The sequence below is a fragment of the Janthinobacterium sp. NKUCC06_STL genome (assembly GCF_019345455.1).
GTDB lineage: Bacteria > Pseudomonadota > Gammaproteobacteria > Burkholderiales > Burkholderiaceae_D > Janthinobacterium > Janthinobacterium rivuli.
Map to the genome: position 1 here is coordinate 37,334 of NZ_JAHKQY010000004.1, position 22,178 is coordinate 59,511.

A 22,178-nucleotide genomic window follows, 5' to 3' on the forward strand; every position below is an offset into this window, starting at 1 on the left:
TTACTTCGCCAGCTTCGCCTTGGCCACCAGCGCCTGCACCACTTGCAGGGTCGCCTGATCGACGCCCTGGCGCGGCAAGGCCGGGTTGGCGCCGGCCACCATCGACGGATTGGTCAAATAGCGCCCGCCCACGATCAGGGTGGGCGTGCTGTCGACCTGGTAGCTGGCGGCCAGTCGCGGCAGGTTTTTCAGCCTGGTTTGCACGCCAAACGACTGGTAGGCGCCTTCGAAGGCAGCCTTGTCCAGGCCATTTTTCAGCGCCCAGTCGAGGTTATCCTTGTCGCTGGCCAGGCGCTTGCGTTCTACATGCCAGGTATGCATGACTTGCGCGTGCAGCGCTTCTTCCTTCTTCAACGCCTCCAGGGTCAGGAACAGATGCGCTTCCGGATCATTTGCCGGCGTGTGCGGCAAATGGATGCGGCGGAACGACACCGTGGCGGCATTGTCCTTGACCCAGCGCGCCAGGTTCGGTTCCAGCGCGTTGCAGGCAGGGCAGTGGTACATGAAAAATTCGATCACTTCCACTTTGCCCGGCGCCGTTTGCACGGGCTGCGGCGTGGCCAGCACCAGGTAGTCGGCGCCCTGCACGGGTGCTTGCGGCGAGGCGAAGGCGCTGGCGGCGGCGAAGCTGGCGCAGGCCAGGATGAGGTGGTGCAAACGCATGGCGGCTCCTTTGAAAAGATTGACTATGAGGCAATCGTTGTAGAGCGTCAACGGTTGATGGTGTTGCTTTGATGTAATAAACGTTTATTATTCCAAATATTGAATGATAATGTTCCGATTTTTGTGTGAGAATGCTAGTGAAGTGTGCGTGGCAAGGCTGCTGCTTCACACCATAAAAATCACTACAAGGGAGTACACCATGTTTTCATCGTTGCGTACGCGTCTGGTGCTCATTTGCGTGGCCATCGTCGTATTGTCCATGCTGGCCCTGTCGGTCGCCAATTACGTCACCACGCGCAGCAGCATGCTGGCGTCGTCGGACCAGCAGATGCAGCAGCTGCTGCACAGCCAGTCGGCCGTGCTGGCGCAATGGGTCGATGGCAAGAAAAAGGTCATGGCGTCCGTCGTCATGTCGGCCGAGACGCCCGATCCGCTGCGCGCCTTCCAGATCGCGGAAAAGGCCGGCGATTTCGCGGAAGTGTTCATCGGCTACGCGGACAAGCGCTCCGTGTTTACCCATCCGGGGCGCCCGGCCGATTTCGATCCCACGGCGCGCGCCTGGTACACGGACACCGTCAAGGCGGGCGTGCCGATGCTCACGCCGCCGTACGTGGACGCGGCCAGCCACAAACTCGTGGTGTCGTTCACGGCGCCCGTCGGACCGAAAGAGACATTGGTCGGCGTGGCGGGCGCGGACGTGCTGCTCGATACGGTGATCGCCAACGTGGTGGCAATCAAGCCGACGCCGCACAGCTTTGCCTTCCTCGTCGACCAGAGCGGCACCATCATCGCCCATGCGAACAAGGACCTGAGCCTGCAGCCGGTGGCGAAACTCGATGCGGCGCTGTCGGCCGCGCAGGTCAACCGCCTGGAAAGCGCGCGCACCAGCGAGGCCGTGCGACTGAATGAGCGCGACGGCAAGCTGTACGTCACGCGCGTGGCGGGCACCGACTGGCTGCTGGCCGTGGTGCTGGACCAGCAGGAAGCCATGCAAGCTTTGCAGACGATGCTGACGACGGCCACCGTCACGGCCGCGTTGCTGACAGGCCTGGCGGCGCTGCTGCTGTCGCTGCTGGTGTTCAGGATGCTCAAGCGCCTGGAACTGGTGCGCGATGCGCTCGACGACATCGCCTCGGGCGAAGGCGACCTGACTCGCCGCCTCGACGCTTCCGGCGTGGATGAACTGGCGCAGATCGCCGGCGCCTTCAACCGCTTCATCGACAAGATCGCCGCCGTGCTCGTGAAAATCCGCTCGGCCAGCGAATCGGTGAAAGTCTCGTCGTCGGAAATCGCCGCCGGCAACCAGGACCTGTCGTCGCGCACGGAACAGCAAGCCAGCTCGCTGGAAGAAACGGCCGCCTCGATGGAGGAGCTGACCAGCACCGTCAAACAGAACGCCGACAATGCGCGCCAGGCGAATCAGATGGCGCAATCGGCGTCCGGCGTGGCCAGCAAGGGCGGGCAAGTGGTGGCGCAGGTGGTCGATACCATGGCCTCGATCAATGATTCGTCGAAAAAGATCGTCGACATCATCAGCGTCATCGACGGCATCGCCTTCCAGACGAATATCCTCGCGCTCAATGCGGCCGTGGAAGCGGCGCGCGCGGGCGAGCAGGGACGCGGCTTTGCCGTGGTGGCAACAGAGGTGCGCAGCCTGGCGCAACGCTCCGCTGGCGCAGCGAAGGAAATCAAGCTGCTGATCGACGATTCGGTGGGCAAGGTGGACTCGGGTGCGCGCCTCGTCGACGAGGCCGGCGCGACGATGCAGGAAATCGTCGACAGCGTGCGCCGCGTCACCGACATCATGGGCGAGATCACGGCCGCCAGCGCCGAGCAAAGCTCGGGCATCGAGCAGGTGAACCAGGCGATTGCGCAGATGGACCAGGTGACGCAGCAGAACGCGGCCCTGGTGGAAGAGGCGGCCGCCGCGGCCGAAAGCCTGCAAGACCAGGCCAGTACCCTGGCGCAGGTGGTGGGCGTGTTCAAGCTCGATGAGGGGCAGGCGCCGGCGCCTGTCAAACCGGTGCTGCGCGCACCTGCCGCGCCGCGCCTCGCCAGCAGTCCGGCAAGGACGGCTGCCGTCAAGCCGGAGCGCGGCGAGGAGTGGGAGACGTTTTAAGCGCGGCTAGGCGCGCCGTGGCGCCAGGGTCGGCGCCATCTGTTTCGCCACCTCGAAAAAGGCATTGGTGGCCGGCGTATTCTGGCGCCGGTCGCGCACGGCCAGGCCCACCTTGCGGCTGACGGGCGGATTCAAGGGCAGGGCGACCAGCTCCGGATACTGCTCGCGCAGGCGCTGCGGCAGGGCCAGTTCGGCGACGATGGACAGGCCGTCGCCGCGGCTGACCATATCGAGGATGGTGATCACCTGGCTGATGCGGTAGGGCACGTTCGGCTGCAGGCCCGCGTTGGCGAACAGCGGTTCGATCAGGCAGGCGCAGCCCGCCTCGGACATGATGAACGGCCCTTCGCACAGCTGCGCCAGGGTGATGGCCGTTTCGCTGGCCAGCGGATGGCTGCGCGGCACCAGCGCCATCATCTGGTCTTCCACCAGCGGCGCCGTATCGAAACGCTCGTCGGGCAGCACGACAAAGCCGACATCGACCCTGCGTTCGCGTATCCACTGCACCACTTCATGGTCGGCGCCTTCGTCGATGCGCAGGTCGATGCCCGGATAGCGCAGACGGAATTGCGCCGTGATGGCAGGCAGCAGATTCAGCGACGACGTCGGGCCGAAGGAGCCGATGCGCAGGGTGCCCTGGCGCTGGCCCAGCACGTCGGCCGCTTCCTGGCGCATGGCTTCCGACAAACCGAGGATTTCGCGCGCACGCACGAGCAGCTGGCGGCCCACATCGGTCAGTTCGGCCGAGGCCTGGTGGCGCACGATCAGGTCCACGCCCATCTCCTTTTCCAGCGCTTTCAAGGCATGCGAGACGGCCGACTGGCTGATGCCCAGCTGCGCGGCGGCGGCGGAAAAGCCGTGCAGTTCGGCCACCAGGGTAAAAATTTCCAGTTGCGTGAAGGTCATGCTGTGGCTTTCCTGTGCTATGAGTATTTGCTCATTATTTCATGAGTTGATATTAGTATTAATATATATCTACAGCGTCCGCTGTACAAGCGATATCATAGGACTTTCCATGCGCACTACCGCCATCCCTTCCGCCGCCTTGCCTTCCGTGCAATCGCCGCTCGTTTACCTCAAACTGATTTTCGTCGCCCTGTTCTGGGGCGGTACCTTTATCGCGGGCCGCGTGCTGGCGCAGCAGATGCCACCGATGACGGCGGCCAGCGGGCGCTTCGGCGTGGCCGTGCTCTTGCTGCTGGTGCTGGCGTGGAAACTGGAAGGCGGTTTGCCGCGCCTGGACCGCAAGCAGCTGATGACGACGGCCGCGCTGGGCCTGACGGGCATCTTTCTGTACAACCTGTGTTTCCTGGCGGCCCTGTCGCGCATGCCGGCCGGACGCACGGCCCTGTTCGTGGCCCTGAACCCCATCGTCACGGCGCTGGCCTCGGCCTTCCTGTTCCGCGAACGGCTCGGTTCCTTCAAGTGGCTGGGCATCATGCTGGCGTTTTGCGGTACGGCCATCGTCATCACGCGCGGCGACCTGGCCGGCGTGCTGCACGGGAATGGCGGCGGCATCGGCATGGGCGAGGTGTTCATGTTTTGCGGCATTTCCAGCTGGGCCGCCTACACCCTGATCGGCCGGGTCGCGCTGAAGGGCTTGAGCCCGATCGCCGCCACCACGTATGCGTCGATGTGGGGCCTGGCCTTTTTGCTGGTAGGCGCGGCCGTGGAATTCCCCACCGTGCCATGGCACAGCTTTGGCTGGCAAGTGTGGGCCGCCATCGGCTACCTGGGCGTGTTCGGCACGGTGATCGGCTTTGTCTGGTATTACGAGGGCGTGAAAGCGCTGGGCCCGTCGCGCACGGCCGTGTTCAACAACCTCGTGCCCGTGTTCGGCATCGTGCTGGCGGCAGCGCTGCTGGGCGAACCCGTGCTGGTTTCGATGCTGGTGGGCGGCGCGGTGACGATAGCCGGCGTCATCATGACCAACCGGCAAGCGAAATAGTTATTTGGCGCGGCGGCGCTTCGACGGTTTCGCCGGCGCCTTCTTGTGCCGGCTGACCGAGGCGCGCATCACTTTCGGCTCTTCGATGCCGTTCTCGGCCGCCAGCATGCGGCGGATGTTGACGGCGTCCATGGCGCGCACGGAATTGGCGCGCGCGTTGAGCAGGATCATGGTGGCGAACTTGCCGGCCGACTTGATGCGCATGATCAGGCAGCGGCCCGCTTCATTCGTGTAGCCCGTCTTCGACAGGCCGATATCCCAGCCCTTGGCGCCCACCAGGCGGTTCGTGTTGTGGTATTCCACGTCGCGGCCCTTGATCTGGATCACGTCCTTCGAATCCGTCGTGATGCGGCTGATTTCCGGGTAGCGCGAGGCGGCCACGGCCATCTTGACGAGGTCGGCCGCCGTCGACTGGTTGTTCGGCGACAAGCCCGTCGGCTCTTCGATCACGGTCTGGCGCATGCCCAGGGCCTTGATCTTGGCGTTGACGGCCACGGCAAACGCCGTCGGGCCGCCGGGGAAGGTGCGCGCCAGCGAGGCGGCGGCACGGTTGTCGGACGACATCAGCGCCAGTTGCAACACGTCGTGGCGGCTCAGGGTGGCGCCCACGGGTACGCGCGACGTGCTGTGCTTCAAGGTGTCAACGTCTTCACGGTCGATGCTGATCTCTTCCTGCATATTCGCCTTGGAATCGAGCACGACCATGGCCGTCATGAGTTTGGTCAGCGAGGCGATGGGTACCACCACGTTGGAATTTTTTTCAAGCAAGACTTTGCCTGTGCCGTCTTCGACCACCAGGATCGACTGGGAACCGAAGGGCACGGCGATGGCCGCTGTCGAAAGCGTCATCAGCACCGCGGCGAACATTTTTTTGAGCATGGGATTGTATGTGGGAAAGCAGTTTTGGGGCGCCATCGTGGGCGCTGCGCGCAAATCCGGAAACGGGCCGTGCGGGGACGCGGCGTGTATCTCGGAGGCAATATTTGCCAAGCTTAAACAATACCATTAAAGATCAAGCGATGTCTACGGTATAAGCCCATGACAAGCGGCGTTGCGGCCAATTTGGCAAATAAATGGGGCTAATCTTGCCGTAGTGAAAATTGTTGCGCGATTATTGATTTCGTCTTGGAAACTTCGTATTATTTCAGCAATATTGGCAGCGCGAATCCGGCAGGCGCCGTGCGCTTCGTCGTTGATGCCTGCCGCTTCGTGCTTCGTCGCCCCACGCTATGCCCTGCAACAGGGGCGCCGTAGACTGCGTTCATGCCTGATTGACACGACAAGGAGAACGCAGCATGTGGAAAAAATTTGCCGGATGGTATCGCTGTTACGACGATGAAACCCTCAGGGTGCTTGCGCATCCGGACACGGCGGCCCAGGTCCCGCAGGGCTGGCGGCGCTGGGTGGCGTTGCGGCTCGTGACTTTGACGCCGATCGAGCGCCAGCAATTCCACGCCTTCATGCTCAAGTACCGGGGCGCCGGCTTTTACCTGGCGGCGGCCAGGCTGGTGCTGTTGTTCAGCATCATCGGCGTCGTGCTGCATCTGCTGCTGCCCGACAAGGTGGGCTGGACCAAGGCCGTGGTGCTCAGCAATGTGCTTGGCCTGGCGATGGCCTGGGGCGTGCTGGGGGTCTGGTTCAATTACCGCAAGCTGGCGCAAAAGAAGTTCAAGACGCTGCTGTTGCTACTGCTGGTGCCGGCCCTGGGCGGTGTGGCGATCGGTGTGCTGCGCGCCATGCTGGAAGGTCATGGTTCCATCGGCGTGGCCATTGAGCGCGGCGCGCGCGTGGGCGGCTGGGCCGCGCTCACTGCCGGGCTGGTCTACATGGTGCCGATGACCATCGTTGTTCTGTGGCGCAACCGCCAGTACGAAGCGCTGGCCCTGCAGCTGCAGCAGGATGCCGAGCGCGACCGTCTGGCGCGCGAGCTGAGCGAATCGCAGCTGCGTTTGCTGCGTGCGCAGATCGAACCGCATTTCCTGTTCAACACCCTGGGCGCCGTGCAGCAGCTGGCCGAGCAGGGCGCCAGCGGGGCGGCGCAGGCGGCCGCGCTGACGGCCAACCTGATCGCCTTCTTGCGCGCCAGCCTGGCCGAGATGCGCGCCGACCAGGTGCCCTTGCAAACGGAATTTGACGTGGTGCAAGCGTATCTGCAGGTTATGCAGGTACGCATGGGCGCGCGCCTGTCCTTCCGGCTGGACTTGTCGCCCGGCCTGGCGCAGATACAGGTGCCCAGCATGATCTTGCTGACCCTGGTGGAAAACGCCATCAAGCATGGCATCGAGCCATCGCTGCGGGGTGGCGAGATCGTCGTCTCGGCCCTGCTCGATGCGGACGGCGCCATGCGCTTGCGCGTGCAGGATACCGGTGTGGGCCTGGGCGCCGCGAGTGCGCCCGGAGGCGGCCTGGGCCTGGAAAATGTGCGCCGCCGGCTGCAGCTGGCCGCGGCCGCTGCCACCCTGCACGTGCAAAACGGCGAGGAGGAGGGCGTGCTCGCTGAGATCGTATTGCCGATGACTACCAAGGAACTTGCCGCATGAACACCACCATCCTGATCGCCGAAGACGAGCCCCTGATGCGCGAACGCCTGCAAACGATGCTGGCGCTGGCCTGGCCCGAGGCGCGCATCGTGCTGGTGGCGGAAAACGGCAACGATGCCTGGGATGGTTTTCTCGAGCATGAGCCGGACGTGGTCTTCCTCGACATCCGCATGCCGGGTCTGTCGGGCCTGGAAGTGGCCGAGCGCATCGGCACCCGGGCGCACGTGGTGTTTGTCACCGCGTATGACCAGTATGCCGTCGATGCCTTTGACGCGGGCGCCGTCGATTATTTGTTGAAGCCCGTGCAGGCCGAACGCTTGCAGCGGGCGCTGGCCCGGCTGCGCGACAAGCTCGGTGCCCAGCCGGCCGATATGGCCAATTTATTGCAATCGCTGCGCGCCGCCTTGCCAGCGCCGCCGCGCGAAAAGCTGAAATGGATCAGGGCCAGCGTGGGCAAGCAGATCCGTTTGATCGACATCAACGATGTGCTGTTCTTCCAGGCCGACACCAAGTACACGCGCGTGGTGCTGGCCGGCTCGGAAGCGCTGGTGCGCACGCCGCTCAAGGATTTATTGGGCGGCCTCGATCCGGAACAGTTCTGGCAAATCCACCGTGGCACCATGGTCAACGTGAAAGCCATCGAAGCGGCCGAACGCATCGATGCCGAGCGCATGCAGGTGTTGCTGCGCGGCAGCACGGAAAAACTGCCCGTCAGCCGCACGTTTACGTATTTGTTCCGCGATTAGCGTGCAAGGCAAACCGCGCGCTTACTGGATCTTGGCGATCGACACTTCCGTCGATTTCACCAGCGCGATGACTTCGCTGCCCACTTTCAGGTCCAGGTCCTTGATCGAGCGCGAGGTGATGACCGAGGTGACGATGCCGTGCGGCGTTTCCACGTCCACTTCCGAGACCACGGGGCCGAAGATGATTTCCTTGATCTTGCCGCGAAACTGGTTGCGTACATTCACTTCCGAGATAGCCATGATATTTCCTTTATGCCCGTAATACGCCATGCGGCGCGACAAGGCCAGAGTACGGCGCGTGCGGAGTTTTGACCACGAATCGATGCGCATATCGATATACGAAAGTGTTCCGATGCACGCTGTTTTCATTCGGTCATCATCAGTGTTTTTTGATCCGGGTTCTCCAGGTTTTTTTTGATGGCTGCCTCGAATACCTTTGCGCACAGCGCCGTCATGGCCTGAATCGGCGCGTCGCTGCGCTCCGGCTGCTGTTCTCGTATGGCACTCATGAAATTGATGCAGTTGTCGGTCATGTGACCTTTCTCGAGCACGGCTTTCACAATCTCGACGCTGGCCCTGGCCAGATGGCGCGCCGTGTCGGGCGACACATTGCTGCGGCCTCGGCCGCCGCTGAACTGTGCCTTTCCCGCTGCCGATGCGCTGCTGTCGGCCAACGCCACATCGAGCTTTTTCTCCAGGGTATCTCTTTCGCTTGCGGCCTTGTCGACGGCCTGCTGGGCGGCGGCCAGACGCGCATCGAGCTGGCTCAATTTCAGCTGTGCGGAACTTGCCGCATCCTGCAAGGTCTTAATTTCGGTCGCTGTTTTTTTGGGATCTGCCTTGGCTGCGTCCCGCAGAGCCTGTTGTGCCTGCTCGTTTGCGCTGGCTTGGGCAATGCGCGCATCGCGGACATCGTCGAGGTCGCCTTCGCGCTCGGCGAGGCGTTCCTCCTCCTTGTCGAGCTGCGCCTGGGTTGCCAGGACGCCGGCCGATGCGGTGGACTGGCCTTGTCCCGTCAATGCCGGCTGGCGCGCCACGACCGCACCCGTTAGCTGTTCGATGGCGAGCACGCCCATTGTCAGGTCTTGCGAGCGTTCCATCAGCAGCATGGTGTCGGCAGGGTTGATCGACTTGTTTTGCGCGTATTCGCAGATACGGAACAGATGTTCGCGCATCAGGGTGATCGATTGCGAATGCAAGCCGACGCTGGCGGCATTGGCGCTCAGGGCGGTTGAAATGGAGGCGGCGTTCTGGCCACTGTTAACGCCGGCGCCGGCGGACGAAATATAGGCTTGCAGGGCATCCGGCGTTGGCTCCGCACAGGTATGTCCTTTGGCATTGGAGTACACGAGGCGCTGGGGGGCGTCCAGATGGATGGCCTTGCCATTGCCCGGCAGTTCCGTCGTGCGGTTGATGGTGTGCAGGTTGGCGCAGCCGGACAGCGCCAGCAGGAGGGAGGCGCTCGCGGCCATGCGCAAGGGCTTGTTGCTTGCGTGGACCAAATGGAGAGTGCTGCGACCGGTATCGATTGAAGGCATGATGCTGCTCCTTGATGAGGACGAAGTTGCGGAAAACACTGGCGATGGCATGCGCATGGCGGCAGCCGTCGATGCCATGGTGCGTGCCGGAGCGTTGCCGCGCATCCTTCAAGTGAAGGATGCGGAATCGGTTTGCCGTTTTTTTTACAGGTAGGGAACGATGGACAAGGACGGCGCGGATGCCGTTATCGCCGCTTTTTACCGGGCGGCATTGGAGCCATTGCAGTGGAGCGTGGCCATGCGCGCGTTCGCCCTGCTGGCGGGCGGCGAAGTCGCCTGCTGTTTCCTGAAAGCGGAAACGGGCGCGGTGCCGTCGCGCGGCTATGTGACCGGGCTGGATCAGGGCGCCTGGGAGGGCGGCTACCGGCGCTACTACCACGCGCTCGACCCAGGCTATGCGGTGCTCACGCGGGCGCCGCCCGGGCGCATGCATCTGATGCAGGAGTATTTCAGCGAGCAGGCCGTGGCGCGCAGCGAGTATTTCCAGGATTTCTATTTGCGCGCAGGCGTGCGCTATTCCTGCAGCGGCGTCGTGCGCGACAGCGGCGCGCTCACCATCCTGTCCGCGCACCGTGCCGCCGGCCAGGGGCCGTATGACGGGAACACGCGGGGCCAGCTGCAGCGCGTGCTCGACCATCTGCCGAATGTGTTTCGCCTGCGCGATACGGCGCAGCAAGCCCAGGCGCATGGCGCGCTGGCCTGGGAGGCGCTCGATGCCTTGCCGCGCGCCATCTTGCTGACCGACGCCTGCCTGCGGCTGGTTTTCCTGAACCTGGCGGCGCAGCGCTTGCTGGCCGCCGCGTCGCCGCTCGCCTCCGTGATCACCATGCACGGCGGTAACGTGGCTCTGCGCATGAGTCCCTTGCAACAGCAATTGGCGCAGCGCGTGCGGCAGGCTTGCGTCGGACTGGCGTGCCAGCGTCCCGCTCCCTTGTATGCGAGTGACGCAGACGGCCGGCCGGCGCTGGAAATCGGCATCCTGCCGCTGCCCGTGCGTATCGGCGAGGCGGACGGGAATGGCGCCAGCCTGGCCATGCTGGCCTTGCGGCCGCTGTTCAGGGCAGGGCGGCGGCATTGGCCCGGCGCGGCCGAGCGGCCGTGCGGCTTGACGGGCGCGGAGTGGTCGCTGGCGCTGGCTCTGGCAGATGGCATGGAGCCGGCAGAGTACGCCTTGCGCCAGGGCGTGCGCATCAGCACGGTGCGCAGCCAGATCCAGGCCATCCTGGCCAAGACAGGCACGCACCGCAGCAGCGAGATCGCCAGACTGTTCAGTGCGCTCGAGTGGCACGCTGGCGCGCCTCCATAAAAAAACCGGGACATGTCCCGGTTTTGAGCTGATGCGGCGAATTTACTTTTGATAAATCTTATCGAACTCACCACCATCGTCAAAGTGTTTCTTTTGCGCCTGTTTCCAGCCGCCAAAGACGTCATCGATGGTGAACAGGGTGATCGGCTTGAAGCTGGCCGCGTATTTCTTGGCTATTGTTGCCGAACGGGGGCGCAAATAGTGCTTGGCGACCAGTTCCTGGCCTGCTTCCGAGTACAGATATTGCAGGTAGGCCGTGGCTTCCTTGCGGACGCCGCGGCGGTCGACGACCTTGTCGACGACGGCCACCGGCGACTCGGCCAGGATCGAGATGCTTGGATACACCACTTCAAAGTTGTCGCCGAACTCGGCGCGCACCAGTTGCACTTCATTTTCAAACGTCACCAGCACGTCGCCGATTTCACGCTGGGTGAAGGTGGTGGTGGCGCCACGGCCGCCGCCATCGAGCACGGGCACGTTCTTGAACAGCTTGGTGACGAGCTCGCGCGCCTGCGCTTCGCTGCCGCCTTTTTTCACGGCATAGCCCCAAGCCGCCAGGTAGGTGTAGCGGCCGTTGCCCGAGGTTTTCGGGTTTGGCACGATGACCTTGATGCCGGGCTTGGCCAGGTCGTCCCAGTCCTTGATGTGTTTCGGGTTGCCTTTGCGCACCAGGTACACCATGGTCGAGTAGAACGGCGCCGCATTGTTCGGGAATTTCTTGGCCCAGTCGGCCACCACGAGGCCGCGGTCGACGAGGATGTCGATGTCATTCGCCTGGTTCATGGTCACGACGGACGCTTCCAGGCCATCGGCGACGGAGCGCGCCTGCTTGCTGGAACCGCCATGCGATTGCTTGATGGTAATCGTTTCACCCGTTTTGGCTTTCCAATCAGCAATAAATGCGGGATTCACATCCTTGAACAATTCGCGCATCACGTCGTAGGACGCGTTCAGCAAGACCACCGGTTCAGCGGCGCTGGCGGCCATCGGCAGGCTCATGGCGGCAGCGGAAGCGGCCAGGGCGCTGGCCAGGAACCAGCGGCGCGAGCGTTGGGTGAGCGTTGCTGCGGCAGTCGATACGGCGTTGGAATGGGTCATGTTGAACTCTTGTTGTGAGAATAGATAGACATAGTCTAAAATTCCGGCCGGAAAAGAAACGAATTTTTCGTAATATGCTTAGATTCGATTCCCGTTTGCGCTAAAAAACAGATATCGATTTCTGGAAACATTCGTGGGCAAGATGCGCATCAGCACTTAGTCTGCAGGCATCGCGCCATAGGCAAAACCGGCCCGTGGCGTGCGGCAAAAAACCCGAAAGCGCCGCTTGGTGTATAGTCGAATCGCACGATACAGGGGTAAAACCGTCTGCATCGGCAACTGGAATATTTTGTGAGCGTACATGAGTCTTGAAATTCGTATTGCAACATCGACCGACGCTTTCGAGGCGTGCAACGTATTACGACGCTCCATCGTCGAATGCTGCAGCCTCGATCATCGGGACGATCCGGCCATCCTGGAAGCCTGGCTGGGCAATAAAACACCGCAGATGGTGGCGTGCTGGTTCGCGTCGCCCACCAATTTTTCGCTGGTCGCAGTCGAGGCGGGCGCCGTGGTCGGCGTCGGCTTGCTGACGCGCGCCGGCAAGCTGGCCCTGTGCTACCTGTTGCCCGAGGCGCAAGGCCGCGGCGCGGGCAAGGCGCTGGTGGAGCAGCTGGAGGCGCAGGCGCGCGAGTGGGGCATCAAGGCCCTGCAACTGCACAGCACGGCCAGCAGCCAGGCCTTTTTCGTCAAGCAGGGGTATGTCGAGGCGGGCAATGTGCGTTCGCCATATGGCGTGGAAACGATTTTTTGCTGGAAACAGATTGACCCCGCGGGTATCGCCAGCGGCGACCCCAAGCGCAAACGCTTTTGCAACTGCAATTCGGCCTGACGGTTTTGCTGCACCTCAGCCCGCCCATCCGGCGGCGGGCCATTTCCTCCATTTGAATATTCCCTTCAGTAACTGATCTGGATATATATGCCTTGCGGCGCGGCATCGTTTGCCGGCAGTAAGGTGCCGCCGGCAAACAGTTTCAGTTCGCCCGGCGCGAACGCCAGCCAGTCCTCGTTTTGCGTCAGCGGATGCGTGGCGATGACGGCGATGCGGTCGTCCAGGTGGTTGTGCTGGCGAAAGTCGATGCTGCGCTCGCAGTCGATCAGTTGCGCCACGGAAAACGGGTATTCGCGTATCACGTAGTGCAAATGCGTGGAACAGTGGGCAAACAGCAGCTCGCCGTCCGACAGGATGAAATTGAAGGTGCCGTGCGCAGCGATTTCCGTGGCGACCTCGGCGATGGCGGCGCGCAAGTCGGCGCGCGCGGGTTCACCGAGGGGGAAGCGCGTGCGCAGGCGGGCCAGCAGGTGGCAAAAGGCTTGTTCGCTGTCCGTGTCGCCGCTGGCGTGGTAGTGCGCATTGGCGGGCGCGCGCCACGTTTTCAAGTCGCCATTGTGGGCAAACGACCAGGTCTTGCCCCACAGTTCGCGGGCAAACGGGTGGGTGTTTTCCGGGGCGATGCGGCCCTGCGTGGCCTTGCGGATGTGCGCGACGATGTTTTTCGCCTTCACGGGATGCCGCTGCACCTGGGCCGCCAGCGGCGAATCGATGGCAGCCAGGTGATCCGTCAGCAGGGTGCAGCCGCTACTGGAATGATAGGCGATGCCCCAGCCGTCGCGGTGCTCGTCCGTGCGTCCGCCCCGTTCGGCAAAGCCGGCAAAGGAAAATCCCAGCGCCGCGGGCTTGCTGCTGTTCATTGCGAGTAACTGGCACATGGCGGCCCTTCCTGATGGTATCGGTACATGCCCACAGTAAGGGTGCTCGCCTGGGGCGGGAAGGAATATTTGCATCTATCGTTATGCGCTGGCCGTCGCACCTCTTATGTGCTGGGCGCATATCAAATGGCGAAACCATTCGTTCTCCTTTGCCTGGCGCTGCCTTACTCTGCACACTTTGGCGCCGTCTTCCCCATGAGGGCAGCTGGCGCAGCCCGATGAAGGAGCATGTATGCCATTTCCCGTCCTGAAAAATTACCTGGCCCGCCTGTCGCACCAAACCCAGGCCGGCACCAGCGTCTGGCTCGACGGGGAGGGCAGGGCGCTGGGGCGTTTTTTCAATTGCACCATGACCAGCGCCTTCCAGCCACTGCGCGAACTGGACAGCGGCAAGCTGGTGGCGTTCGAAGGGCTGGCGCGCAGCGTGTCGAAGGCGGACGAGGGCTTGTCGCTGTGGCGCTTGCTCGATCACGCGGCCAGCGACGATGAATCGGTCGAGCTGGACCGGCTGTGCCGCATGTTGCACGCGATCAATTTCTTCCGCCAGAGCGAAGCGGAGGAAGCCGACCTGTACCTGAACGTGCATGACCGCTTGCTGAGCGCCGTCAGCAGCAATCACGGCCACGCCTTTCAGCGCATCCTCGACGCGTTGGGTTTGCCCATCGAGCGCATCGTGCTGCAATTGCCGACGGTCACGCCGAACCAGGGCTGGCTGCTCAACTATGTGGCCGACAATTACCGCCGCAACGGTTTCCGCCTGGCCATCAACGTGGCCAGCGTGCAGGAGGCCACGGGCATGCTGGAGCGCCTGCACCCGCATGCGTTCAAGCTCGACGCGGGCAACCTCAGCGACGAGCAGGCCGTCGCCAGCTTCGTCACCGTGTGCCATGCGGCGAAAATCCGCGTCATTTTCAAACGCCTCGACACGCCGGCCGCGCTGGCTGCGCTGCAGCGCATCGCCGCCACCACGGGCTTGCCCATCGTCGCCCAGGGTTATCTGCTCGACAAGCCATTGACTGCGCTGGCGCAGGCGAAAGGCGCCGGCGTCGCCGTCGCAGCTGCCGCCTGAGGCAAAATGCCTTGAAATGAGGGCGACACGATAGGCATTGAGGGTTTTTCTTCGCGGCACAATACGCTATAGTATTCCCATCGTTATATTGGACTGACTATGGCATCGCGCAGAAATTTTCTACACCACGGTATGGGCCTGGCCGCGCTGGGCCTGGTTGCCACTCCTCTCATCGGCTGCGCCTCGCGCACGGCCGCTCCCGCCTCGGCTTCGGCCAGCGCCAAGCCGCGCGCGCCGCGTACGGCCGTGCCGCCGCAGCCGACGCAACTGGCCAGCATCGACCGCTCGGTCACCTCGCAGTCGCGCTCGGTCATCACCGAGATGGAACCGCCACCCGACATTTTTGATGCGCAGGCGCTGGACCTGGAATTCTGGCTCAAGCCCCGCACCCTGGAAGTGGTGCGCCCGGCCAGCAATGAAAAAGCCAAGCTGCTGTACTGGAAAGATGGCGAAGTCATCGATTCGGCCTACCAGGAACTGTGCCACTTGCTGCGCGACGTGAACGGCAAGAAGACGGCGCCGATCGACCCGAAACTGCTGGAAACCCTGTGGGGCACGCAAGCGTTCGTGGCCCGCTACGGCATCGAGCAGCCGCTGGAGATTTTGTCGGGCTACCGCACGGCCGAGTCGAACAGCCGCCTGCGCGAAGCGGGCGTGCCGGCCGCGCGCCAGTCGCTGCACATTTCCGGCCGCGCCGCCGATATCCGCGTGGCGAACCTGAATGCGGAAGTGCTCGGTTCGCTCGTGCGCAGCTTCAAGCAGGGCGGCGTGGGCTTCTATTACCGCAACGGCCCCCGTGGTGGCTGGATCCATGCCGATACGGGATTGCAGCGCGTCTGGAAAGGCTAGGAGCTTTTTAGTCGTAATGGTAGGGCGGCTCCGGCACGCTATCGCGTTCGGTGCGCCGCCATTCATCGAAATTCACGGGGCGTTCCCAGTAAATGCGCCAGCCCAGGCGCTGGCTGGTTTGCGCTTCTGGATGGTCGCGCAGGTAGCCGTCGATAAAGCGCGTGAATTCCGAGACATAGCCGCCGCGGCGGTAGGGAAGTGGATGAGTCATGGCTCCTCCTGCTATCGAGATTTCTTTCATTCTATCGCCGGCGGCGCAAACGTGCCGCCCGCTTTCCGCTTCCCATTTTCCGATTCCATGAAACTCTCCAGCCATAACATCGAACTGTTCCTGGCCGTCGTCGACGGCGGCTCGTTTTCGGCCGCCGCGCGCGCCTTGCGGCGGGCGCCGTCGGCCGTCAGCATGGCGATGGCCAATATCGAGGCGGAACTGGGCATCACCCTGTTCGACCGCGGCGCGCGCGAAGCCGTGCCCACGCCGGCCGCCATGGCCCTGATACCGCATGCGCGCCTGATCGCCGAGCAGTTGAAACAGTTGCACCTGCACGTGCAGGAATTGTCGCAGGGACTGGAGAGCCGCATTTCGCTGGGCATTGCGGCCGAGCTTGACCATACGCCATTCCTGGCCGCCGTGCGCGCGCTGTCGCAGCGCCATCCGCTGCTCGACATCGAAGTGCTGACGGCGCCGCAGGACGATGTGCTCGACATGCTGCACCGTGGCCGCATCAGCGCCTGCATGGCTTTCGCAGGCGGACGCATCAATCACGAGGAACAGTTCCAGCTGGTGGGCAGCGATGCCTTGCTGGCGATTATCTCGACCCGGCATCCGCCCAGCGCGGCGGGCCAGCCCTTGTATATCGAGGAATTGGTGAATTTGCGTCAGATCATCGTCGCCAGCCGCGAACTCGACCTGGCCGATGCGCGTCCCGTGGTGGGGCTGTCCTATTGGCGCACGGACAGCTTGCCGATGGCGCTGGCGATGGTGGAAGCGGGCTTGGGATGGGGCAACTTTGCCGCCTCGGCCATCCAGCACTCTCTGGCGGCGGGGCGGGTACGCTGCGTGGCGTTCAAGAATACGGGCAATGGCCTGGTCGTGCCCATCCATCTGGTGTGGATGAAGGACCGGCCGCTGGGCATGGCGGCGCGGTCCTTTCTTCAGTTGCTCAGCGAAGCGGCCTGAACATTCCCTGGCTCTTCCTTCGGCTGCTGCGCCGACAGGGGCACGCCGAACAGGCCGTCGAAGAAATAGTTAAAAATGAAGCTGTAGCACGGGATGATCAGCATCAGGGCAAAGTCCAGCACGAAGGCTTGCCACAGGCTGATGTCGAGCCACCAGGCGATCAGCGGGATCAGATAGATGACCAAGGTGATCTGGAAGCCGATCGCATGCAGGATGCGGCGCCAGACCGTGCGCGTGCGCGACACTTGCCGGATTTCCCAGTATTCGAACGCCGTGTTGTAGAGCAGGTTCCAGATCACGGCGATGGTGGTGATCATGATGGCCAGCGGGCCCGTGCTGGTGGGCGACTCGCCCGAAAGCAGAGTCAGCCAAGCCGTGGAAATGGCCATGCCGATGATTTCAAAGGCGGTGACGTAGACGATTTTGCGTTTGATGCCTTGCATGTAAAGCCTGTAAAGAAGAGATGGCGCGTATTTTAAGTCAGTCATGCTGATGTTTGAAGTCGATAGCTGTCAGTTTTTCTGACGAATTCGCCATGGGAATACCATGCGCGCCATGAACGGTGGATAATGGCGGCTGGCAGGCAACCGGTCCCGCCGCATCACCGCAGAAAAGGTCAACCAGCATGCAAGGCGCAGCAGACAGCAACATCCCCGATGTTCCCGACATTCCCGACACGCCGGCCAGCGCGGACGAACGTCCCCGTTTCCGCCCCCGTCCGTGGGAGCACCTGGAAACGCCGTACGACGTGGAAGTGTGGATCGAAGAACATAACCGCAGCATGCAGGACAATATCCGTGCCACGGAAACGGGCGTGGGCATCTGCTTTACCCTGGCCGAAGGGGGAGATATCTATATGCAGACGAGCGCCGACGGCGCCGTCGTGCTCGACGTGACGCCGGACGCGGCCTGGGTCTCTCCCCTGATCAGCGCGGCCACGGGCTGCGAGGCGCCGGACTCGTCGCTGTGGATCTTGCCTGACGATAAATTGATCCAGCTGATCGTGGGCTTATCGAGCCTGGTGGCCAGCACCTTGCTGGTGGTGGGCCATGATTTCGGCTTGCGCCGGCGCGGCATGGGCCGCTGAGCCGTCCGCACGCCGATGGGGCCGGGCGGCCACGCCCCTTGTCCGGCTCCCGTTTGCGCTGTATCATGCGGGCGTTGCAAAATATGCCATGCCCGCGCCTCGCATGCCTTCCACCTGCACTCCGATGAAAAGCCTGTAATGCATAATGACAAACTGGACCTTCGCAACATCAGCCTGGTGTGCGTGGAAACGCGTTATCCCGAGCTGGCCAGCTTTGCCATCGAGCGCTGCCTGGCCGGTGCCGATTTCAAGGAATGCCTGCTGTTCACTTCCCGCCTGCATGACTTGCCCCCGCATATACGCCAGGTACTGATCGCCCCCATCGAGAGCGTGGAAGCGTATTCGGCATTCATGGTGCATGAGCTGGGCGCCCATTTCAGCGGCACGCATGTGCTCGTCATGCAGTGGGACAGTTTCATCGTCGATGCGCGCCAATGGCAGGACGCTTTCCTGGACTGCGATTATATCGGTTCACCGTGGTCGCATCGCCCGGTGGCCGTCGGCAATGGCGGCTTTTCGCTGCGTTCGCGGCGCCTGTATGATGTCTTGCCGCAGCTGGCCATCACGCAGCCTCATCCAGAGGATTATGCGATCTGCGAATTGCATGGCGACCGGCTGCGCCAGGAGTTTGGCGTGCGTTTCGCCGATGCGGGCCTGGCCTCCAGCTTTGCCTTCGAAGGCATTATGCCGGCCGGTCCCACGTTCGGTTTCCATGGTTTTTTCAACTTTGGCGAAGTGCTGGACGACACGGAACTGACCGACTACCTGCGCAAGTGCGACGATGCCACGCTGCATGCGCCAGTCGCGCGCGGGCTGATCAAGCAGTTGTATCGCTCCGGCCGCTACCGGATGGCGCTACGGGTATTGCGGCGGCGCCTCAACGGCGGCGCGTCGTTATTCGGCGATGCATGCCTGCTTGCCTTGCGGACAGGCATGCACGCGCTCAAGCATGGCCGCTCGCGCCCGGCTTCGCCGCGCGCCTAGTCGTCCTGACGGCCGCCGCGCTTGGGCGGAAGTGTCATGCTGGCATGCATCGCTCGACACTGCGCGTTGCGCATGCTAGTCTCGGGACAGCGTCCGCCTGATTGCCTGGGCGGTGGTGCAAAGGATAGCCATGGACAATACGCCGCATGCGGTCTCAGCTCCTGATTCCTCCCTGCATGGCCACGACCCCGTGCCGTGGCCGGCCATGTCTTTGCTTGACGATGGCGTCTTCAGCCCGGAACGGGTGAAGGCCGAACGCGAACAAGCCTATTTCAATGATTTATACCTGCTGGCGCCCGTCGCCTATTTCGTGCTGGGCATCGATGGCGCGATCGTGCAGGTCAACCTGGTGGCGGCCGAATTGTTCGGCCTGGTACGCGAGCGCCTTGGTCACGTGCTGTTCCGTTCGTATGTGCACGAGGCGTTCCGCCACGATTTCGAGCAGTTCGTGCAGCGCGTGCTCAATAGCAGCGAGCCCGAGCGCATCCAGCTGCAGGTACGGCTGCGTCCGCCATGTCCCGGCGCGCGCGAGGCCGGCTTGCCCGTCAGCCTGCTGGGCAGCGCCGATCCGAACGGCCAGGCGTTGCGGCTGGTGCTGGAGCAGGCCGAAGGCAAGCTGGCCGCGCTCGAACGCAGCGAAGAGCGCTTCCGGCGTATCGTGCACAGCGCCGAGGAGGGCATCTGGGAAATCGATGCGCAGGCGCTGACCAGCTTTGTCAATCCGAAGATGGCGCAGATGCTCGGTTGCCGGATCGAGGATATGCTGGGCCAGCCGCTGGCCGCCTTCATGGATGACGAGGGGCGCGCCATCCTGGAGCGCAACATCGCGCGGCGCCAGGATGGCATTGTCGAGCGCCACGAATTCAAATTCCAGCGGCGTGACGGCAGCACCTTGTGGGCCACCCTGGCCACCAATCCCATCTTCGACTCCGGCGGCACCTATTTGGGCGCGCTGGCGCTGGTCAGCGACATCACGGCGCAGCGCGCGGCGTCCGAGCGTATCTGGCGGCAAGCCAATTTCGATCCCTTGACGGGATTGCCGAACCGCCACATGTTCCTCGACCGCTTGCAACATGAGGCGCGGCGCGCCAAACGGGAAGGCGCTTGCCTGGCCCTGCTGTTCATCGACCTCGACCATTTCAAGCAGGTGAATGACCGCTTCGGTCACGAGAAGGGCGATATGCTGCTGCGCCAGGCGGCGCTGCGCATCAGCGAGCGCGTGCGCGCCACCGATACGGTGGCGCGCCTGGGCGGCGACGAGTTCACCGTCATCCTGGCCGGCGTGGGGCAGTTGGGCGGCATCGAGCGCGTGCTGCAGGACTTGACGACGGCGCTGGCCCTGCCGTTCGTGCTCGACGGCGATACGGCGCAAGTGTCGGCCAGCGTGGGCGTGGCCCTGTATCCGGCCGACGCCGAGGCGCCGGACAGCTTGCTGCGGCATGCCGACCAGGCCATGTATGCGGCCAAGAGCGCGGGGCGCAACGGCTACAGCTATTTCACGCCGGCCTTGCAGCAGGCGGCCGACTTGCGCCGCGCCACGGTGCGCGAGATGCGCCTGGCGCTGGCGCAGGACCAGTTCGAAGTGCATTACCAGCCCATCATCCGCCTGTGCGATGGCACCATCGAGCGGGCCGAGGCGCTGTTGCGCTGGCGCCATCCGCTGCGCGGCTTGCTGCTACCCGCCGATTTCATTGGCTTTGCCGAGGCCAACGGCCTGATCATCGATATCGGCGAGTGGGTGTTTCGTCAGGTCGTGCGCCAGGCGCGCCAGTGGCAGGACGAGCATGGCGCCATGGTCCAGATCTGTATTAACAAGTCGGCCGTGGAATTTCGCTGCGACGCCGCGCTGTACCAGGATTGGGGCAACGCCCTGGCGCGCGCGGGCCTGGCGCCGGGCGCCATCGTCATCGAAACAACGGAAGCCGTGCTGCTCGACGAGGCGCGCCAGGTGATCGACCGCTTGCGCCAGTTCCGCGCCATGGGCCTGGCGCTGGCGCTCGACGACTTTGGCGTCGGCAACATCTCGCTGGCCTGCCTGAAGCGGGGCGATCTCGAAGTGCTCAAGCTCGACTCCTCGCTGGTGCGGGATCTGGGGCCGGGAGACGCTGCGCTGGCCGTATGCGCGGCCATCATCAGTCTGGCGCAGCAGCTGGGCCTGACAGTGGTGGCGGAAGGTGTGGAAACGGCCACGCAGCGTAACTTGCTGCGGGCCGCCGGTTGCGATTATGCGCAGGGTTATGTATTTTCAGGCGCGGTGCCTGTGGAGCAGCTGAGCGCAATGCTGGCCGCGGGCCGGCGTTTTTAATCCAGGCCCAGCAGCGCGACGACGCGCTCGCGGCTGATGCCGACCAGCGCCGAGCTGATCGCCAGCAGCGATTCATAGCCGGGCTGGCTGGCCTTTTCCGTGAAGTTTTCCGCCAGGGTATCCATGCTGACGTGCACTTGCACCGGTTGCGCGCGGGCCACCCGTCCCGTCGCTTGCGCCAGGGCCAGGCTGACAGAGCTGCGCGCCGCCTGCAACTGCGCCAGCGCCTGCACCACTTGCTGCAAGGTGGCGCGCAGGGCTTCCGTGTCGCCGGTATGCCATTCTTCCGGGGCGATGGCGGCCGGTTCCGCATCCGTGCGCACGCGGCTCATCTGGCCGGTCGGGTAGCGGATGCCGCTGCCGCGCACGGACAGGCTGTCGCGCACGCTGGCCCAGGCCGCTTCCGATGTGCTGAATACCAGTTCGCCATTCTTGCCCAGCTTGACGCCGATGCCGGATGGCATCAGGGCACGGTCGAAGCGCGAGACGATTTCACTTTCGCTCAGGCCAGGTTCGATATTCACCGAGCGCAAGGCCTGGTTCGCGCCGCCGACGGAAAATGCCAGCACTTCCTGCGGGCCTTCCTGCAGGCTGGCCATGGTCAGGCCGCGGATGCTGAAGTTTTGCTGCGCTGCCTGCGGGCTGGTATAGCTGAGCTGTGCATCGAGCGTGCCACCCGAGGCGCTGGCGCGCTGGCGCCAGGTATTGCTGAACTGGCGTACTCTGGCCTCGACTTGCCCTTCGCGGCCCTGGCGCGCGGCCAGCTTGGCCGCCAGTTCGCTTTTCAGCGCCTGCAACTGGCTGCTGCTGCGTTCCAGATAGTCAAGCGTTTGCTGCGCGTTAGAAATTTCGCCTTGCAACTGGTGATCCCAGTTGCTCAGGCCACGTTGCAGGCTCGCCGTCGACTTCTTCGCCGCCGGCGCATCGCTGCGCGCGCTGGCGTTGATGGCGGCGGATGCGTCATCAACGACGCGGGCTGTGCCGGCACCTTTGGCATTGACGCCGGAAGAGGAGGAAGTCTGAACGATTTGCATGA

General features: G+C 63.4%; 23 protein-coding genes. 13 read left to right on the forward strand and 10 right to left on the reverse strand.

What is annotated here, in order from left to right:
• Window positions 1-663, reverse strand: a complete 663-nt coding sequence (locus tag KO539_RS15800; RefSeq protein ID WP_219310509.1) for a thiol:disulfide interchange protein DsbA/DsbL — start codon at window positions 661-663, stop codon at window positions 1-3.
• A 199-nt stretch (window positions 664-862) separates the two neighbouring features.
• Here KO539_RS15800 and KO539_RS15805 point away from each other — a divergent pair, with 199 nt between their 5' ends.
• Window positions 863-2,782, forward strand: a complete 1,920-nt coding sequence (locus KO539_RS15805) for a methyl-accepting chemotaxis protein (RefSeq protein ID WP_219310510.1) — start codon at window positions 863-865, stop codon at window positions 2,780-2,782.
• Between the two features lie 6 nt (window positions 2,783-2,788).
• Here the strand turns inward: KO539_RS15805 and KO539_RS15810 are convergent, their stop codons facing one another.
• Window positions 2,789-3,688: a LysR family transcriptional regulator gene (locus KO539_RS15810; protein WP_219310511.1), complete on the reverse strand. Its 900-nt coding sequence runs from the start codon at window positions 3,686-3,688 to the stop codon at window positions 2,789-2,791.
• A 109-nt stretch (window positions 3,689-3,797) separates the two neighbouring features.
• Between KO539_RS15810 and KO539_RS15815 the strand changes: the two genes are divergently transcribed.
• Complete coding sequence (locus KO539_RS15815; protein WP_219310512.1) at window positions 3,798-4,730, forward strand: DMT family transporter; 933 nt, start codon at window positions 3,798-3,800, stop codon at window positions 4,728-4,730.
• Here KO539_RS15815 and KO539_RS15820 read toward each other — a convergent pair whose 3' ends face one another.
• Complete coding sequence (locus tag KO539_RS15820; RefSeq protein WP_035826880.1) at window positions 4,731-5,609, reverse strand: serine hydrolase; 879 nt, start codon at window positions 5,607-5,609, stop codon at window positions 4,731-4,733.
• A 416-nt stretch (window positions 5,610-6,025) separates the two neighbouring features.
• On the opposite strand from KO539_RS15820, the gene KO539_RS15825 reads away from it, so the two are divergent.
• Both KO539_RS15825 and KO539_RS15830 read left to right on the forward strand, forming a co-directional pair.
• Window positions 6,026-7,270, forward strand: coding sequence for a sensor histidine kinase (locus KO539_RS15825; RefSeq protein ID WP_219310513.1), 1,245 nt, complete (start codon window positions 6,026-6,028; stop codon window positions 7,268-7,270).
• On the forward strand, window positions 7,267-8,016 hold the full coding sequence (locus KO539_RS15830) for a LytTR family DNA-binding domain-containing protein (RefSeq protein WP_219310514.1): 750 nt from the start codon (window positions 7,267-7,269) through the stop codon (window positions 8,014-8,016). Before KO539_RS15825 ends, KO539_RS15830 begins: the two co-directional genes overlap by 4 nt.
• Before the next feature lie 21 nt (window positions 8,017-8,037).
• Here the strand turns inward: KO539_RS15830 and KO539_RS15835 are convergent, their stop codons facing one another.
• Window positions 8,038-8,256 carry a molybdopterin-binding protein gene (locus KO539_RS15835; RefSeq protein WP_034757699.1) on the reverse strand — a complete coding sequence of 73 codons (219 nt, stop codon included), beginning with the start codon at window positions 8,254-8,256 and terminating at the stop codon, window positions 8,038-8,040.
• Window positions 8,257-8,381: 125 nt separating this feature from the next.
• Window positions 8,382-9,554, reverse strand: coding sequence for a hypothetical protein (locus KO539_RS15840; RefSeq protein WP_219310515.1), 1,173 nt, complete (start codon window positions 9,552-9,554; stop codon window positions 8,382-8,384).
• Here KO539_RS15840 and KO539_RS15845 point away from each other — a divergent pair.
• Together KO539_RS15845 and KO539_RS15850 are read left to right on the forward strand one after the other, a co-directional pair.
• The gene (locus KO539_RS15845; RefSeq protein ID WP_219310516.1) at window positions 9,553-9,708 is read left to right on the forward strand and encodes a hypothetical protein; all 156 of its coding nucleotides are present in this window, start codon (window positions 9,553-9,555) and stop codon (window positions 9,706-9,708) included. The genes KO539_RS15840 and KO539_RS15845 overlap by 2 nt on opposite strands.
• Window positions 9,709-9,714: 6 nt before the next feature.
• Window positions 9,715-10,860: a helix-turn-helix transcriptional regulator gene (locus KO539_RS15850; protein WP_219310517.1), complete on the forward strand. Its 1,146-nt coding sequence runs from the start codon at window positions 9,715-9,717 to the stop codon at window positions 10,858-10,860.
• Window positions 10,861-10,902: 42 nt separating this feature from the next.
• On the opposite strand, the gene KO539_RS15855 is transcribed toward KO539_RS15850, so the two are convergent.
• Window positions 10,903-11,958 carry a sulfate ABC transporter substrate-binding protein gene (locus KO539_RS15855; protein WP_307789137.1) on the reverse strand — a complete coding sequence of 352 codons (1,056 nt, stop codon included), beginning with the start codon at window positions 11,956-11,958 and terminating at the stop codon, window positions 10,903-10,905.
• A 301-nt stretch (window positions 11,959-12,259) separates the two neighbouring features.
• On the opposite strand from KO539_RS15855, the gene KO539_RS15860 reads away from it, so the two are divergent.
• Window positions 12,260-12,790, forward strand: coding sequence for a GNAT family N-acetyltransferase (locus tag KO539_RS15860; RefSeq protein WP_099402317.1), 531 nt, complete (start codon window positions 12,260-12,262; stop codon window positions 12,788-12,790).
• A 65-nt stretch (window positions 12,791-12,855) separates the two neighbouring features.
• Here the strand turns inward: KO539_RS15860 and KO539_RS15865 are convergent, their stop codons facing one another.
• Window positions 12,856-13,668 carry a class II glutamine amidotransferase gene (locus KO539_RS15865; RefSeq protein ID WP_219310518.1) on the reverse strand — a complete coding sequence of 271 codons (813 nt, stop codon included), beginning with the start codon at window positions 13,666-13,668 and terminating at the stop codon, window positions 12,856-12,858.
• Between the two features lie 232 nt (window positions 13,669-13,900).
• Here KO539_RS15865 and KO539_RS15870 point away from each other — a divergent pair, with 232 nt between their 5' ends.
• Both KO539_RS15870 and KO539_RS15875 read left to right on the forward strand, forming a co-directional pair.
• On the forward strand, window positions 13,901-14,737 hold the full coding sequence (locus KO539_RS15870) for an EAL domain-containing protein (RefSeq protein ID WP_219310519.1): 837 nt from the start codon (window positions 13,901-13,903) through the stop codon (window positions 14,735-14,737).
• A 99-nt stretch (window positions 14,738-14,836) separates the two neighbouring features.
• On the forward strand, window positions 14,837-15,586 hold the full coding sequence (locus KO539_RS15875) for a YcbK family protein (protein ID WP_374106421.1): 750 nt from the start codon (window positions 14,837-14,839) through the stop codon (window positions 15,584-15,586).
• 7 nt (window positions 15,587-15,593) lie between these two features.
• Here the strand turns inward: KO539_RS15875 and KO539_RS15880 are convergent, their stop codons facing one another.
• Window positions 15,594-15,797: a DUF3460 family protein gene (locus KO539_RS15880; RefSeq protein WP_035817978.1), complete on the reverse strand. Its 204-nt coding sequence runs from the start codon at window positions 15,795-15,797 to the stop codon at window positions 15,594-15,596.
• Between the two features lie 87 nt (window positions 15,798-15,884).
• Between KO539_RS15880 and KO539_RS15885 the strand changes: the two genes are divergently transcribed.
• Window positions 15,885-16,766: a LysR family transcriptional regulator gene (locus KO539_RS15885; RefSeq protein ID WP_219310520.1), complete on the forward strand. Its 882-nt coding sequence runs from the start codon at window positions 15,885-15,887 to the stop codon at window positions 16,764-16,766.
• Here the strand turns inward: KO539_RS15885 and KO539_RS15890 are convergent.
• Window positions 16,742-17,209: a PACE efflux transporter gene (locus tag KO539_RS15890; protein ID WP_219135544.1), complete on the reverse strand. Its 468-nt coding sequence runs from the start codon at window positions 17,207-17,209 to the stop codon at window positions 16,742-16,744. The two genes, KO539_RS15885 and KO539_RS15890, sit on opposite strands and share 25 nt — an antisense overlap.
• 182 nt (window positions 17,210-17,391) lie before the next feature.
• Between KO539_RS15890 and KO539_RS15895 the strand changes: the two genes are divergently transcribed.
• From KO539_RS15895 to KO539_RS15905, 3 genes are all read left to right on the forward strand, one after another.
• Window positions 17,392-17,853 (forward strand): hypothetical protein, encoded by a 462-nt coding sequence (locus KO539_RS15895; protein WP_257626310.1) that lies wholly within the window; start codon window positions 17,392-17,394, stop codon window positions 17,851-17,853.
• 138 nt (window positions 17,854-17,991) lie between these two features.
• On the forward strand, window positions 17,992-18,837 hold the full coding sequence (locus KO539_RS15900; RefSeq protein ID WP_219310521.1) for a DUF5672 family protein: 846 nt from the start codon (window positions 17,992-17,994) through the stop codon (window positions 18,835-18,837).
• A gap of 130 nt (window positions 18,838-18,967) precedes the next feature.
• Entirely contained in the window at window positions 18,968-21,142 is a 2,175-nt protein-coding gene (locus tag KO539_RS15905; protein ID WP_219310522.1) for an EAL domain-containing protein, read from the forward strand.
• Here KO539_RS15905 and KO539_RS15910 read toward each other — a convergent pair.
• Window positions 21,139-22,176: a hypothetical protein gene (locus KO539_RS15910; protein ID WP_257626311.1), complete on the reverse strand. Its 1,038-nt coding sequence runs from the start codon at window positions 22,174-22,176 to the stop codon at window positions 21,139-21,141. The two genes, KO539_RS15905 and KO539_RS15910, sit on opposite strands and share 4 nt — an antisense overlap.
• Window positions 22,177-22,178: the final 2 nt, after the last annotated feature.